The organism is Metabacillus herbersteinensis (assembly GCF_042433335.1).
GTDB lineage: Bacteria > Bacillota > Bacilli > Bacillales > Bacillaceae > Metabacillus > Metabacillus herbersteinensis.
Window position 1 is genome coordinate 73,335 of the sequence record NZ_JBHLVO010000007.1, and the last position, 15,750, is coordinate 89,084.

The 15,750-nt window shown below is 37.9% G+C and carries 16 protein-coding genes and 1 riboswitch; of the genes, 1 reads left to right on the plus strand and 15 read right to left on the minus strand.

Annotated features, from left to right (window positions below; genetic code table 11):
• Nucleotides 1-267 precede the first annotated feature (267 nt).
• From ACFFIX_RS10855 to ACFFIX_RS10880, 6 genes are all read right to left on the minus strand, one after another.
• On the minus strand, nucleotides 268-780 hold the full coding sequence (locus tag ACFFIX_RS10855) for an adenine phosphoribosyltransferase (RefSeq protein WP_378933759.1): 513 nt from the start codon (nucleotides 778-780) through the stop codon (nucleotides 268-270).
• A 212-nt stretch (nucleotides 781-992) separates the two neighbouring features.
• Entirely contained in the window at nucleotides 993-2,192 is a 1,200-nt protein-coding gene (gene metK, locus ACFFIX_RS10860; protein ID WP_378933761.1) for a methionine adenosyltransferase, read from the minus strand.
• Between the two features lie 77 nt (nucleotides 2,193-2,269).
• Entirely contained in the window at nucleotides 2,270-3,118 is an 849-nt protein-coding gene (rfbD, locus tag ACFFIX_RS10865) for a dTDP-4-dehydrorhamnose reductase (protein ID WP_378933763.1), read from the minus strand.
• A complete protein-coding gene (gene rfbB / locus ACFFIX_RS10870; RefSeq protein ID WP_378933765.1) occupies nucleotides 3,115-4,101 on the minus strand; it encodes a dTDP-glucose 4,6-dehydratase in 987 nt (328 codons plus the stop codon). Before rfbB ends, rfbD begins: the two co-directional genes overlap by 4 nt.
• Entirely contained in the window at nucleotides 4,094-4,831 is a 738-nt protein-coding gene (locus ACFFIX_RS10875; RefSeq protein WP_378933767.1) for a sugar phosphate nucleotidyltransferase, read from the minus strand. The genes rfbB and ACFFIX_RS10875 overlap by 8 nt, the downstream gene beginning before the upstream one ends.
• 732 nt (nucleotides 4,832-5,563) lie before the next feature.
• Complete coding sequence (locus tag ACFFIX_RS10880) at nucleotides 5,564-6,115, minus strand: CotO family spore coat protein (protein WP_378933769.1); 552 nt, start codon at nucleotides 6,113-6,115, stop codon at nucleotides 5,564-5,566.
• Nucleotides 6,116-6,341: 226 nt separating this feature from the next.
• Here ACFFIX_RS10880 and ACFFIX_RS10885 point away from each other — a divergent pair, with 226 nt between their 5' ends.
• Nucleotides 6,342-6,623: an EAL domain-containing protein gene (locus ACFFIX_RS10885; protein WP_378933771.1), complete on the plus strand. Its 282-nt coding sequence runs from the start codon at nucleotides 6,342-6,344 to the stop codon at nucleotides 6,621-6,623.
• A 123-nt stretch (nucleotides 6,624-6,746) separates the two neighbouring features.
• Here the strand turns inward: ACFFIX_RS10885 and fabI are convergent, their stop codons facing one another.
• The 9 genes from fabI to mgtE form a co-directional block, all read right to left on the minus strand.
• On the minus strand, nucleotides 6,747-7,520 hold the full coding sequence (gene fabI / locus ACFFIX_RS10890; RefSeq protein ID WP_378933773.1) for an enoyl-ACP reductase FabI: 774 nt from the start codon (nucleotides 7,518-7,520) through the stop codon (nucleotides 6,747-6,749).
• A 110-nt stretch (nucleotides 7,521-7,630) separates the two neighbouring features.
• Entirely contained in the window at nucleotides 7,631-8,647 is a 1,017-nt protein-coding gene (locus ACFFIX_RS10895) for a thiazole biosynthesis adenylyltransferase ThiF (protein WP_378933775.1), read from the minus strand.
• Entirely contained in the window at nucleotides 8,647-9,420 is a 774-nt protein-coding gene (locus ACFFIX_RS10900; protein ID WP_378933777.1) for a thiazole synthase, read from the minus strand. The genes ACFFIX_RS10895 and ACFFIX_RS10900 overlap by 1 nt, the downstream gene beginning before the upstream one ends.
• A complete protein-coding gene (gene thiS / locus ACFFIX_RS10905; RefSeq protein ID WP_378933779.1) occupies nucleotides 9,420-9,623 on the minus strand; it encodes a sulfur carrier protein ThiS in 204 nt (67 codons plus the stop codon). The genes ACFFIX_RS10900 and thiS overlap by 1 nt, the downstream gene beginning before the upstream one ends.
• Nucleotides 9,620-10,735: a glycine oxidase ThiO gene (gene thiO / locus ACFFIX_RS10910; protein WP_378933781.1), complete on the minus strand. Its 1,116-nt coding sequence runs from the start codon at nucleotides 10,733-10,735 to the stop codon at nucleotides 9,620-9,622. Before thiO ends, thiS begins: the two co-directional genes overlap by 4 nt.
• The gene (locus ACFFIX_RS10915; RefSeq protein ID WP_378933783.1) at nucleotides 10,719-11,345 is read right to left on the minus strand and encodes a thiamine phosphate synthase; all 627 of its coding nucleotides are present in this window, start codon (nucleotides 11,343-11,345) and stop codon (nucleotides 10,719-10,721) included. The genes thiO and ACFFIX_RS10915 overlap by 17 nt, the downstream gene beginning before the upstream one ends.
• Nucleotides 11,342-12,028, minus strand: a complete 687-nt coding sequence (gene tenA / locus ACFFIX_RS10920) for a thiaminase II (protein ID WP_378933786.1) — start codon at nucleotides 12,026-12,028, stop codon at nucleotides 11,342-11,344. The genes ACFFIX_RS10915 and tenA overlap by 4 nt, the downstream gene beginning before the upstream one ends.
• 88 nt (nucleotides 12,029-12,116) lie before the next feature.
• Nucleotides 12,117-12,230, minus strand: a riboswitch (TPP riboswitch).
• Between the two features lie 93 nt (nucleotides 12,231-12,323).
• The gene (locus tag ACFFIX_RS10925) at nucleotides 12,324-14,168 is read right to left on the minus strand and encodes a monovalent cation:proton antiporter family protein (protein WP_378933788.1); all 1,845 of its coding nucleotides are present in this window, start codon (nucleotides 14,166-14,168) and stop codon (nucleotides 12,324-12,326) included.
• 21 nt (nucleotides 14,169-14,189) lie between these two features.
• Complete coding sequence (gene mgtE, locus ACFFIX_RS10930) at nucleotides 14,190-15,557, minus strand: magnesium transporter (protein ID WP_378933790.1); 1,368 nt, start codon at nucleotides 15,555-15,557, stop codon at nucleotides 14,190-14,192.
• Nucleotides 15,558-15,750 lie beyond the last annotated feature (193 nt).

Below are 15,750 nucleotides of genomic sequence, written 5' to 3' on the forward strand. Positions count from 1 at the left end.
ACTAGCAATTCTTCGGGGACGAAATCATGGCAATTAATTTATAAGCGAGACAACCATACATTTGGGCATTCCTTGGAATATGTTTCTATTTTAGGTTCTTTCGAATTATATGATTCCCAATTAAAGTTTATGATCATTGCTGATTTTACCTTTCTCATCTCCTTTTCACATAAATCAACTGCAGGAAAGACCGCTGAATGGATAACAACATATAATTGGTAGTCTTTAACGGTCCGTTTATAACTTTCTTATCGGCAATATCCCATTTTAGTATTTCATTAATGTAAAGACATCATAGCCTTCTAATTTTTCACGGCCATTTAAATCGGATAATTCGATTAAGAATGCCGTACTTACTACAATACCGCCAAGCTGCTCCACAAGTTTAATTGTTGCTTCAATGGTACCGCCAGTTGCTAAAAGGTCATCCGTAATCAACACGCGTTGACCTGGTTTAATCGCATCTTTATGCATGGTTAAGACGTCTTTACTATATTCTAAACTGTAGTCTACTTTAATCACTTCTCGAGGAAGTTTTCCTTCTTTACGAACAGGTGCAAAACCGACACCTAATGCATAAGCAACCGGACAGCCAATGATAAAGCCGCGTGCTTCAGGACCTACAATAATATCAATTTTCTTTTTTTTTGCGTATTTGACGATTTCATCTGTTGCTGCTTTATATGCCTCACCATTACCCATAAGTGTCGTAATATCTTTAAATATAATTCCAGAATTTGGCCAATTAGGTACAATCGTTATATATTGCTTAAAATCCATTAATTTGTTGCCTCCTTACCAAATCGACAGTTGCTGATAACTTGATTAAACATCATCTGTTCATATTATGTGTACACAAAACTTTTCAGTTATTGAATTTGTTTCTCTTTTCGGACGATAAGGACATTATTTAAATTGCGTACATCATTTTTCAATCAAGGAAACCCTATCTTAATAAATAGAGTCTTCCTTTTGTCCTTCTACTTTTAAAATTAGTCCACTTGTGCTTCAGTTCTTAAAAGTTCCGCTTTATCTGTTTTCTCCCAGGTAACATCTAAATCGTTACGTCCAAAATGACCGTATGAAGCAGTGGAACGATAAATTGGTCGGCGAAGATCCAACATCTTTATAATTCCTGCTGGTCGAAGATCAAAGTGTTTGCGGATCAATTGGACCAAGATGTCTTCATTAACCTTTCCAGTAGTAAAAGTATCCACCCTTATTGATACTGGGTGTGCAACTCCGATAGCATACGCCAATTGAACTTCACATTTATCTGCGAGTCCTGCAGCGACAATGTTTTTTGCTACATAACGTGCAGCATATGAAGCTGAACGATCCACTTTAGTTGGATCCTTGCCAGAAAATGCGCCTCCACCATGGCGTGCATATCCCCCGTACGTATCTACAATTATTTTACGTCCTGTTAAACCAGCGTCACCTTGAGGTCCTCCAATAACAAAACGCCCCGTCGGATTAATAAAATACTTCGTATTTTCATCTAATAATCCAGCTGGAACAACGGGAGTGATCACATGTTGTAGTAAATCCTCCTTAATTTGTTTTAACGTGGTTTCCGGATGGTGCTGAGTCGATATGACAATTGTGTCGACACGAATAGGGTGATGTCCATTATATTCAACGGTTACTTGTGTTTTTCCATCTGGACGTAGATAAGACAAAGTTCCGTTTTTGCGTAATTCAGCCAAACGGTTTGCTAAACGATTGGATAATGAAATGGGTAATGGCATTAATTCAGGTGTTTCATTACAAGCAAAACCAAACATTAATCCTTGGTCACCCGCACCAATGACTTCGATATCATCTTCCTCCATTAGGCCTTCTCGAGCCTCCAAAGCTTTGTTAACCCCCATGGCAATATCGGGAGATTGCTCATTGATTGATGTTAAAACAGCACAAGTATGACTATCAAAACCATACTCACCCTGGTTATAGCCGATTTCTTTAATAGTATTTCGTGCTACTTTTGGAATATCGACAAAAGCTGAAGTCGTGATTTCACCTATAATCAGGACGAGCCCTGTAGTCACTGCTGTTTCACAAGCAACTCTTGCCATAGGATCTTTCTCTAAAATCGCATCTAAAACAGCATCTGAAATTTGATCGCATATTTTATCAGGATGTCCCTCTGTTACCGATTCAGAGGTAAATAAATAGTTGTTTTTATTCAAAACCTTCTCACCCCTCTAAAAATTTAAAAGTGAAAGTCACTCTATCCAGTTCAACTAGACAAATAAATCGAACCCCTTTAATCATCGGTTCCCTCCTTACGAAAAAAATCACTCAGGGCCTCTTTCCAATGCCTCGACGATTCTCCCGTAATAAATTTATAGTTGGTCGTAGATAAAACAGAATAGTTAGGTCGTCGAGCGGGTGCACTATATTCTTGAGTTGAAATTGGTAAAACGAAATCAGGATCTGCGCCCGCTTGTAAATAAATTTCTTTTGCAAATTCATGCCAGCTGCAGATTCCTTCATTGCTAAAGTGATAAATTCCATATGTTTTTCCTACCAAATGGAAAACAGCATTAGTGAGATCATCTGCGTAGGTAGGCGATCCAACCTGGTCTTGAATCACTTTACATTGCTCTCCTTGTTTTGCTTTATTACTTATTGTTTTAACAAAGTTTTTCCCGTCATGACCATAAAGCCAGGAAGTACGTACGATATAGCTTTCTGAGCATGTTTTTTGGACAAGGTTTTCTCCAAGCAACTTGCTTAAACCATAAATATTTAACGGTTGGGTATCGTCTGTTACTTCATAAGGCGAACTCTTCTTTCCGTCAAATACATAATCTGTGCTAATGTATACAAGCACCGCCCGATTTTCTGCACAGGCTTTAGCGACATGAAATGCTCCAAGGGCATTGGTTTTAAAAGCAGTAAGCGCATTTTTTTCGCAGGCGTCTACAGCCGTATAAGCAGCACAATGGATAACAATGTCTGGTTTATGACTCCGAATACTTTGATAAACCGATTCAGCAGTAGTAACGTTTAATGCTTCTTTAGAAAGTGCAAGCACCTCTGCTTTATCCTTCCAATTCGCTTCAAATGTTTTTCCAAGCTGTCCGTTTCCTCCAGTAATCAGGACCTTCATTTTTTATCTCCCGCTTTTACCGATTTTTCCACCCACTGATAATGATCTATATACCACTCCACTGTTTTTTGTATTCCAGCTTCAAAACTTATCGAAGGAGTCCAGCCCAGCTTATGATTCAGCTTACTCCAGTTTATTGCATATCGATAATCGTGCCCTTTCCTGTCTTCCACAAATGTAATCAATTTTTCATTTTTACCGAGTATTTTAAGGATGGTCTGTACGACCTCTAAATTCGTTCTTTCATTATTGCTGCCAATGTTATAAATCTCACCAGACATGCCTCTTTCCATGACTGTATGAATGGCTCGGCAATGGTCTTCAACAAAAAGCCAATCTCTTATATTTGACCCATTGCCGTAAACAGGAATTTCAAGGTTATTAAGTGCATGATAAATCGTTTTTGGGATTAATTTCTCCGGATGTTGGTAAGGTCCGTAATTATTGGAACAGCGAGTAATGATTAGAGGAAGTTTATAGGTTTGATAAAAGGAACGCACTAGAAGGTCTGCACTTGCTTTGCTTGCTGAATAAGGATTATTTGGTGATAGAGGAGTTGTTTCAGTAAATGATTTCTCCTTTAATCCTATGGAGCCATAAACCTCATCTGTTGAAATTTGGATCATTTTCCCTGATTTTTCTTCAAGTACTTTTTGAAGAAGATTGTGTGTTCCAATTACATTAGTATGAATAAAAGAACTGGCGTTTTGAATGCTTCTGTCAACATGAGTTTCTGCTGCAAAATTAATGATCATATCATAATGGCAATGAAACACTTTTTCTAATTCAAGATTATTTGTGATATCTGCTTTGATAAATCGATAGTTTGAATAACTAGAGAAAATCTTTACATTTTCCTCATTTCCCGCATATGTCATTGCATCAATATTTGTAATATCATAGTTGTTGGTTTGCAGGAGGTATCGGATAAAATTAGAACCGATAAAGCCTGCTCCTCCGGTTATTAGTACCTTTTTATTCATTATTCTCCTCCTTATTGTTGGAGTAATAAAAACAATTAGCAATATGCAGAGCTTCATGTGTTCCAGCATCAATCCACCAGCCATTTAAAAAGTCATAGCTTAATTGATCATTTTCGATATACAAATTATTCACATTTGAAATTTCCAGTTCTCCCCTATCCGATGGTACAATACTAGCGATATATTCAAATACCGATGAATCAAACATATATATTCCGACAACACATAAATTAGATTTAGGATGAATCGGCTTTTCCTCAATAGATGTTATGATTTTCTTTTCTATATTCAGTTCCGCGATTCCGTATCGTTTCGGATCATTTACTTGTTTAAGTAAAACCTTCGCCCCTTTTTCTTGCAGGCGAAAAGACTCTATATAAGATGCTAACGAATCTTCGAATAAATTGTCTCCAAGAATAACAATAAACTTTTCCTCACCAACAAAACTTTTCCCTAAGCTTATCCCGTCCGCAATACCATTAGGTCCTTTTTGATGAATAAAGGACAAGTTAACGCCAAAATTTTGACCGTCTCCAAGAAGCGTTTCAAACATTTCCTGATCAGCCCCATTTATCACTAGCAATATATCAGTAATACCCGCTTCTTTTAACTTTATAATTGGCCAGTAAATCATCGGATAAGGACCCACTGGAAGCAGATGTTTATTTATAATCGTAGTCAACGGTTTAAGCCTCGTACCCATTCCTCCTGCAAGGATGATTCCTTTCAAAATTAGACACTCCTCTTTAATAATTTCTACCCTATATCCTTATGCAGAAGAACCAGGTTTGGCACATTACGATTCTCTTATCAACGATGTTATGTTTTAATCAGCTGTTTAAAATAAGTAAAGAAATCAAATGTTGCTTAAGTAGATTGTAAGTAAGCTATGGAAAATTTAAATTTTCTGATTTATAAGTTGGACACGGGATAACACTATTCGTCGCTGAAAAAAACACCTATTAAAAACATTTGGGTGGTGGGTAGAAAGTTTCGTTCATTTCAGTTCAATAAGAAAAGAAAATTAGCAGCTGTTTAAAATCGTTGCTTTGAGAAGCAAAAAAAGATTGATCCATCATGGAGCAATCTTTCTCATTTTTATTTGATCTTATATTCAACTAGCAGCATTCACTCTCGACAAACCTTGCCAATCGCTACACTCAAAGAACTGTCCCCTACTAGAATCGTGTCAATGACCGTATTGGTCTCGGTATCGATCACCAAGACCGTAAACAAAGACAAGTTTCAATTGTAAAGCATTCAGTTCGAAGACTTAAAGTTTAGGTTCATTGTAATCATTTATTGAACCAGAGGCCTCCTAATCCATTTACCTACAATATTAAAAGATCCTAACCTAGTTTTAAAATCAGAATGAGCCAGGTGTATTTATACAGTTCATATATATAGGTCATTCCTTTTTCATTGTTACATGTTTAAATAAAACGAAATGGATTCGCATAAGTTAAAATCCAAGTAAATTAATTGCCTTAATTTCATCCAATGGTAAGTCTATTGGTTGTGTGTTTGTTAGCGTACGGATTGTCACGATTCCATCTACTTCCGTCATAATAACGCCTCTGTATGTTTCATTATTTGTTTCTATTTGACATAACGTTCTTGGCATACTTTTCGGTACTGTCGTGAAGAATTCTACCTTCTCCTGAATACTCATTTGTGAAATTGACTTTCGCGTTTTACGCTGTGGTTTTTGCTTTTCTAAAGCTTCTTCAACTTTTTCTTCATTTGCTGCTTGTTCAACCTCTTGTTGCATTGCTTGAGGTGGTTCTTGAGAAGATTCTTTTTCTGTTACTTGGGAGTTTTCAGAATGGATTTGTTTTTTTTTAATTTCCTCCTCAACCTTTACTTGACTTACTTCCACTACTTTTTCTTTTTCTATCTGTTTAGCTTTTTTTACTACCAATGTCTGCATATGAACACGGACATCTTGATATTCAGGCTGCACAATATACATAAGAGGGGTGGTCTTATAATTCACCTTCTGCTTAATACTCATTTGCTTACCTCCGTATGAAAATAATGTCCTCACCTCATTTTATGCACGCTAACTATGTAATGTGCCTATAATTTGCTGTGTGGTGCCAGTCCCCATCAACTTAGTAAGAAAAAGGACAAAAAAGAGAAGTAATCTTTACAGTTTACCTGGGGTTAATAAATTCTTGATATTGTCGAATTATGAAGAATTTATGGTGGTTGTGTTTGAAAAAGAAGGAGAAAAAGTTATGAACATTGTCAGAACAACTAACCGCGATGATCTGTCTTCTTTAAAGGAAGAATTTAATATAATCCTTAAAGATAAAAGACTTACGATCCATTTTCAACCAATTGTTCATTTTAAAAATGCTCGAATTTTTGGTTACGAGGCCTTATCAAGAGGTTTAGTCGATAGTTATTTTCATTCTCCGTCCCATTTGTTCCCCTTTGCTGAAAATGAGGGACTATTATATACGCTTGAAAAAATGGCAAGAGAATGTGCATTTGATGAAAGTAAAACAATTAGTTGAAGTTGAAAACGGATCAGTTATAAGAAGAAAAATGGCAAGAGAACTATTTAAAGACTAAGAAAGAGGGTGGCTCAGTTGAGTCACCCTCTTTCAATAGATAGTCAAAACGCTTATCCTAAATCACTAAGCTAAAATATGATAACCAGAATCCACATGTAAATTCTCACCAGTCATTCCTCTTGAAAGATCACTGAACAAGAACAAGGCTGTATCGCCAACTTCTTCTGGAGTAGTCACGCGGCGCAATGGTGCACGCTCTTCAATTTGCTTTAAAATCGAGTTAAAGTCACTAATTCCCTTAGCAGAAAGAGTACGAATTGGTCCAGCTGAAATGGAGTTTACTCGGATTCCATCTTTTCCAAGGTCGCTTGCCAAATAGCGAACGCTTGCATCTAATGAAGCTTTTGCAACACCCATTACATTATAATTTGTAAGGACACGCTCTCCACCTAGATATGTTAATGTGACAATACTGCCACCCTCAGTCATCAATCCACGAGCTTCTTTCGCAACAGCTGTTAACGAGTAAGAACTGATGTTATGCGCAAGCATAAATCCTTCTCTTGTTGTATTTAAGTAATCACCTTGTAGCTCTTCCTTGTTTGCAAACGCGATACAATGTGCGACACCGTGAACAACGCCCACTTCATCTTTAATTTTCGCAAAGCAGTCTTTGATTTCAGCATCATTTGTCACATCACACGGTAACACAAGTGAATCAGAGCGATCCAAGCTTTCAGCTAAATCACGAACTGACTTTTCTAAACGTTCTCCTGCATATGTAAAAATAAGACGCGCACCCGCTTCATGAAGTGAACGCGCAATTCCCCAAGCAATGCTTCGCTTGTTCGCAACACCCATTACCACGATATTCCGACCATCAAGTGATAAATTCATGGAAATCCTCCTAAAGTTAATACATGTTATTAGTACCTGGTTATAATTATAGCACCCTTTTTTTAAATGTGCTATATGATGGCAATAAAACTCCCACCCTTTACAACATTCTATCCAATATATCGATGATAAATCGTTTTTGCTTCTTTTATATCCTTTGTTCCATGAATAAGGGCACGTCCGTCTTGGAATAGAACAATTCGATGACTTCCCACTGTAAACGAAAGTAGAAATGGATTTTCTAGATATGAATCAGCAAGTGGTTTTACCCGTTCTGCAATTCGTTTAAGTGTGATTGATTGTCCTTCCGCAGGGCGAAGCTGAACCGTATCTCTTCCACATAATACAGCAGCTTTTGTTGATTTTTCAGCCGTTAAGTATGGATAAATTGGAGATGTGCCGCAGGATGGGCATTCGTCATTTTTTAAACGTTCCATATTGATTGATGAATACTGATTCTTCCATAAATCAAATGAAACTAATTTGCTACGGACATTTTTCTCATCTTCAACTAACAACTTGAGTGCTTCTGTTGTTTGATGTGCTGAGACCATTGTAATTGCTGGTGAGATCACTCCCACAGTATCACAGGTCATCCCATCAAATGGCAGATGTTTAAGTAGACAGTGTAAGCATGGCGTTTTGTTTGGAATAATCGTAAAAGATAGACCATAGCTTCCAACACATCCTCCGTAAATCCAAGGAATACGGTGCTTCAGTGCTGCATCATTCATGAGCAGACGTGTTTCAAAATTATCGGTTGCATCAATTAGCACAGAAACACCTTTAAGCCATGACTCGATATTCGCTGCGGTAACATCCTCTATATAAGCATTTATTTTCACTTCTGAATTAATTTCAGTTAAACGTTTTTTTGCAGCAATTGCTTTTGGAATTCGATCCTTTGCATCCTGTTCAATATAAAGTTGCTGCCTTTGCAGATTACTCCATTCAACGTAATCGCGATCGACGATTGTTAGCTCCCCTACACCTGCTCTTACAAGCATTTCTGCATTCGCAGTCCCAAGTGCACCAGCTCCTAAGACAAATACATGTTTGTTTCGTAATTTTTCTTGACCTGTTTCTCCGATTGGCGAAAATAGCGTTTGTCGTGAGTACCGTTCCATTAACTAGTGATCATTCCCTCGATTGGACTACTCGCAGTCGCATATTGTTTTTTAGGAATTCTTCCCGCTTCATATCCTAGTCTACCCGATAGAATCGCAAGTTTCATCGCAATAGCCATTTTCACAGGATCTTTTGCAGATGCCACCGCAGTATTTAATAAGACACCATCAGCACCTAATTCCATTGCAAATGCTGCATCAGCAGGTGATCCAATTCCTGCATCGACAATAACGGGCACTTTAGCTTGCTCAATAATAAACCTCAGATTCGTCTCATTGATAATTCCTTGACCTGAGCCGATCGGTGATGCACCAGGCATAATGGCATGAACTCCAAGTTCCTCTAATTTACGAGCCAGAACAACATCATCTGACGTATAAGGTAACACGATGAATCCTTCCTCAAGCAACATCTCACTTGCTTTAAGTGTTTCAACTGGATCAGGTAATAACGTCTTACTACACCCAATTACTTCAACCTTTATCATATCGCACAACCCTGATGCTTTGGCAAGCCTTGCAACCCGAACCGCTTCCTCTGCTGTGCTTGCACCCGCTGTATTCGGTAGTAAAGTATACTTAGAAAGATCTAATTGCTCTAGAAAATTAGGCTGTGAAGACTCAAATACATTCATTCTTCGGACAGAAAATGTTAAAATTTCTGACTCAGATTGATTAACAGCCTCTTTTTGAATTTCAAATGTTGGGTATTTACCTGTTCCTAATAAAAGTCGTGATTGAAACGTTTTGTCTGCAATTTTTAACATACTCATTATCCTCCTCCAACAAAATGAACAAGCTCAATTTCATCACCGTCACCAAGCTTCGTCGATTGATATTCTTCTTTTGTAACAATTTCTCTGTTTTGTTCAACAATGACTAATCGTTCTTGTAGTTCAAAAAATACCAGCAAGTCTTCGATTACCTTTACAGTTGAACTTAATTCAATTTTTTCCCCGTTTACTCTAATATTCATGCTTTCACCTCAAGAAGTCGATCTACACGGAATGCCTCTATGTATTCAGACTTTATCCTTTTTTTCATGATGAGATCGCGAATCAAAATCCCGGTTTGTGGAGCTAACAAAATTCCATTTCGATAATGTCCCGTTGCAAAATAAAGGTTTTCATCACTCGGATGCCTACCAATATACGGCCGACCATCACGAGTTTGTGGTCTTAAACCTGCCCATGATTCTTGAAAATTACAGCTATCAATTTTAGGGAAAACAGGTCTGATTTTCTCAATTAATGAATGTATTCCACCTACTGTTGGTTGCATACTCCAATCGTCAGGTACCATCGTCGCTCCAACAACAAATCGTCCATCTCCTTTTGGAACGACATAGCAGTGGTTATGAAAGATCGTCGAACTTAAATACACTTCACGGCTTGTAACCGACAAACATTCTCCTTTTACTGGGACGATGTCATTGTCTAGCCCCAATTGGTTTAAAAAATACCCACTCCACGTCCCATTTGTTATTACCACAGATTGACAATGGAAATCTCCTGCAGATGTTTTTACTGTGTAATCACTAGGACTGTTTCTTTCCACAGCATGAACCGATGTATGTTCTAATAAACTTGCTCCAAGTAAGCTAGCTGATTTTGAAAAAGCCGTACATAGATGAATTGGGGAGACGTGACCATCACTAGGTATATGGAGGCCTCCTTTAATATTATTAGCGATATGAGGTTCTAGAAAGTTAACTTCATCTCGTGAATGCCAATCCATTTCTATAGAGGCAGCAGCCATTTGCTTTAAAGAAACTGCTTCATTGTCAGTTAAGGCTACTTTATACATCCCATTGTTCACAAGCTGAATGTCAACGCCTGAGTGTTTGCGTAATTCCTCATTCAAAGAAACGTATTGTGTTTGACTTTCTTTTGCAAATCGAAAAAAAGCATCGTTCTCTTCTAACTCCGCTTGTGCTCCTAGCATCCCAGCAGCCGCACTTGTTGCTCCACTTGCTACTTTGTCACGTTCGAGCATAAGAACCGAAATTCCTTCTTTTGCAAGATAATAGGCAATGGAGGAGCCAATAATACCTCCTCCTACAATTGCTACATCAAAGTGACGTTTCATCGTACCCCTCCTGTATGTTTCGTTTTATTTCTCGTACAGCTTCGAGAGGATTCTGATGATCTAAAACATAGGACATAACCGCACAGCCATGTGGTTTGACTTTTTTTAGATGTGAAATTGTAGACGGGCTAACCCCACCGATTGCGATAACCGGAATGTCAGTTGATCTACAAATCTTATCAAGCTGCCCGATCCCCCTAGCCGGAAGGTTTGCTTTAGAAGTTGTTTGGAATACGTGACCAAAAATAAGGTAATCTGCACCTTGGTCTTCTGCCTTTTTCGCTTCTACTAAAGTATGAACCGAACAACCCACTCTTAAATGCGGAAAGTGTGCTTTCAACTGATCAACCGCAAAGCTATGACCTGGTAAATGGACAGTTGGTATCTCACACAACAAAGCTACATCGACTCGGTCGTTAATGATTAGCTTATTCTTTGGGACACCTTCTTTAACTAAACCGTTTACAAGCCCGATTAGCTCAGCAGCTGTTTTTGTTTTTTCTCTAATTTGGATGGTTTCTACTTCAGTGTGTATCGCGGTTAGAATGTGTATCAGTTGTTTTACGTCTTTTTTTCCATCTGTTACAATATGAATATTTATTGTACTCACCTACTACTAATAACTGCAGGTTTTTCATTCCATCCTTCGAGACTATAGGCCATTTCCCAGAAATAGTATTCATAATAGCTACTAATCAAGAATTGCTCTTTCATTCGTTCGCGCTGCTCAGGGGTTGCTTTTTCTGCTAATTCATCTAATCTCCGAATCTGCTCATCTACTAACTCTTTAAACCATTCTCCGTTGTATGCAGCAATCCATTGCTGATAAACGGGCTCTTTTGGCTGACATTCTTTTAAAAATTCTCCCACTTCGAGATATAGCCAATAACATGGTAAGATGGCCGCGATGATATCTCCCAGTTGTCCGGTCATAACTGCTCGGTATAAGTGTGATGTATAGGCATACGCTGTTGGTGCTGCCTTAAATGTTAACCGGTCATCATCGGTAATCTGCAGCATCTCTGAAAACTTCTGGTGGAGACCAAGCTCTGCTTCATATGTACCTTGAGCATGAACAGCCATTCGATAGGTTGTATGTAATTCCTCTGAAAGGCCTGCTGCAAATGATTGAACCTTTGCAAATTGTGCTAAATAATAAGAATCCTGTAACACATAATAGCGGAAGTTTTCAGTCGGTAAGCTCCCATCACCAATTCCTGTTACAAACGGATGTTTAAAGCTTGCTTCCCACCACTTGTTTGAATACATTCTACATTCTTGTGAAAAAGACATTTAATTACCTCCCTAGTTTTAAAAATACAAAAAAACCACTCTCCAGAGATAGGAAAGTGGTATTGTATGCAAGGAAGATTTAACTTTTGCACTCAAGTACCCACTTCCCTACGCTGGCGTTCAACCAGATCAGGTTCCAAGGGTTTTTAGAGGGCACACTCTAATCTCAGCCCTTCTCATAAGGGCTCCCCTAGCAGTATCGCATATTTTAGTTGATAATTTTTAATAAAAGAACTTTATATACTCCATCATACCAAACGTAGTTTATCTTTCAAGTAAAAAGATTTTTTAATTTTTAGTTTAGTTCTAACTCGCGCTTTAACTCATCTACATATTCCTTTGAACCTGTAACAATTAACCGATCTCCAGTTCGGAGCTCCGTATCTCCATGTGGCACAATCGAATCTTTCCCTCTAAAAATACGAACAAAAATGACATCTCCAGTGAACGGAAACTTTCGTAAATGAATGCCGTCGTATTTAGTAGTGTTCATATTAATTTGAAAAAGTGAAGTTTCTTGATTGGTGAGAATACTCATCACACTTGGTGCTTCAATTAATGCGCGAAGCAACGTTTTGGTTGAAAGAAGAACCGAGAACACATCAATTTCGTGCTCCCTCATTTTTTCATCTAGCTCTGGTGAGGATACAGTTGCAATCACACGCTCGACCTCTAGTTGCTTTGCAAAAAGAGCTATTTCAGCGTTTCGCTCTTCATCACCTGTTGCTACAACAAGAATATCTACATCGAAAACATTCTGCTCCTTCAACGTTTCAAAATCGAAGTTGTCAATTTCAATGATTTTGAATAGTGATTCTGCGATTTGCTTATCAATCTTGTCCTGCTGTGTGTGAAATAGAGTGGTATCATACAGCTTGGCACTTAACTCACGTGTAACTGGCAGTGTTATTTGATTCGCACCGATGAATGCTACGTTTAATTTAGGTCGAGTTGACACTTGTTTTGGAAAAAGCTTTTTAAAGAAAATTGGTGTCACAATACTGGTTATCACTGCGACGAGAATCAGTGCTCCAGACATTTCGGATGTAATCACTTCCATCCGTTCTCCAATTGTTGCCGCTGCAATGACGAGCGATAAAGTTGATGTTAATAAAAAGCCTGCTGCGAGTGTTGTTTTTAAATCGTAATAACGCTTTAAGAAAAGAATAGGAACAATTTTGGAAATAAGCAATGCGATAAACAATAACGGTATTAATATCACGATTTGTGGATCTTTAAAAAGTGCCCATATGTCTAACTCAACACCAACCATTACAAAGAAAATCGGAATTAGAAACCCATATCCAAAAGAATCAAGCTTTTGAACCATCTCTTTATTTGGTGACAGCAGTGACACCAATACTCCTGCCAGAAAGGCACCAAGAATGCTTTCTGCACCAATTGTTTCAGAAATTGCTACTAATAAAATAATTAACGTAAAAACAGCTCGCGTTCCAATTTGAACGGTACCTTTAGACATCGTTTCAATAAACGAACGATTTTTAAAGCCTTTACCTACGAAATATAAAACGATTCCGGCTGCAAACAGAATTAATAATAACCACATGTTAGTTCCTTCACCATAAATCGAAGCAAAAAAAGCGAGTAAAATCATCGTCACTAAATCAGCAATTACTGCAACTAGTAAAATAATCTGCCCAATGTTCGATTTCATAATTTGAGCATCTTTTAAAGTTGGGACGACGACTCCCAGTGAAATGGTCGAAATAATTAGGGTCATTAAAAATGCGTTTTCTATAAATCCAAGTAAGACAAATAGATAGGACAATGCCAATGAAAGAATGAAAATCCCAAGAAAGATGACGGAAGAAACGAAAAAGGTGTTTGGAACGTCTTTTCCAGACGGTAGCTTTTCTTTTTTCTTCCCGCTTGCAAATACTGTGAAATCAATTTCAAGCCCACTTAAAAACATAAGAAAAATAAAGCCCAACATTGAGAGCGTTTCTAGCCACATATCTTGCTCAACTAGATTAAAACCACTTTGACCAATTATAATTCCCATGATAATTTCAGCAACAACGACCGGCATAAAGTTTAGTTTCAATCTATGTAAAATAATAGGGGTTATAAATGCGATAAGAATAACGATTACTAATGATGTAACAGATGCACCGTGCATGGAAACCCTCCTTATTTTTAACTACAGCAAATACTTCATAAACATTGTGGCCATTCCTAAATAAATTAAAATACTTAAAATGTCATTAATCGTTGTAATAAAAGGTCCTGATGCCACTGCTGGATCAACTTTTAATCGATGCATAATAAGCGGAATAAACGCACCTGCAATTGTTGCTACAATTAATGTTGCCAAAATAGATATTCCGACTAAAAGACCGAGAATGAAATTATTATGCCAAAAAAACACCACAAAGGTTACTACGACGCCACAAATTGTCCCTGTAATTAGGCCTGTTCCCGCCTCTGTCGCAATCATTTTCCACTTACTTTCATCTGCGGAGTCTCCAATGGCAATACGACGGATCGCAACAGCAAGTGCCTGTGTTCCAGTATTCCCTGCCATTCCGGCAATTAACGGGATAAACACAGCTAAAATTGCCACCTGATCGAGGGTCTCCTCAAATCGACCAATTAAACTCGCGGTCATCATACCAAGAAATAATAAAATAATCAGCCAAGGAAGTCTCTTCTTTGCTGCCGAAAAAGAGCCACGGTCACTAGAATCAACATCCGAAATAGCCGCAAATTTAGAATAATCATCACTTGCTTCTTCATCAATAACATCGACAATATCATCCACCGTAATAATTCCAAGTAAATGTTCCTGAAAATCAACAACTGGAACGGCTAGGAAGTTATAATCCTTCATCTTCCGCGCCACTTCTTCTTGATCCTCAGCGACACTAACAGAATAAACACGCTCATTCATAATTTCAGTGATCATCGTGTCATCGTTAGAGATGATTAAATCTCTTAGCGAAACAACGCCAACGAGCTTTTTGCTTTCATCTATTACATAGACATAGTAAATGGTTTCAGCATTAGGTGCTTCTTTTTTCAAAATTTGCATCGCAGAACGAACGGTTTGATGAGCATGGATCGAAATATACTCAGTGGTCATAATACTACCAGCTGTATATTCTTCATAATGAAGCAATTCGCGAATTTCCTCTGCAGCATCATCGTCCATGATCGTCAGGAAACTTGCGACTTGGTCTTTTTCAAGCTCATTTAAAACATCAACCGCGTCATCCGCATACATGTGGGCAAGCATATCTGCTGCAAATGTAGGATCCATTTCAGACATGTACGTTACATACTGATCATCTTCGTCCTCGATGTTTTCAAAAAGCGTTGCCATTTCTTCTGATGATAAAAAATGATAAATCGACGTTCTCGCATCCTGTTCCAGCTTAACAAAAAACTTTGCCTGGTCATAAGGATGTTGCTCAAGAAAGATTGAACGAAATGCATCGATATCTTTGTTTATAAGCGCAGCAATTAATACCTCTTCCTCAAGCTCCACTTTTTCTCTTTCGTCTGACATTTTAGGATCCTCCCTTCTCAGGTGACAATAATTATCTCTTACATCTTTAAGGTATGTAGTGTAAAATGTTCGCTAGAAGAACTTTACTTTATTATTCGTGTAATCGTTAGTTAGTGTATACATTTTACCATCTCAAAATGGTTTTATTCATAAAAAATTCACCATGTCACACAGTAATCCAAATGGATCATTT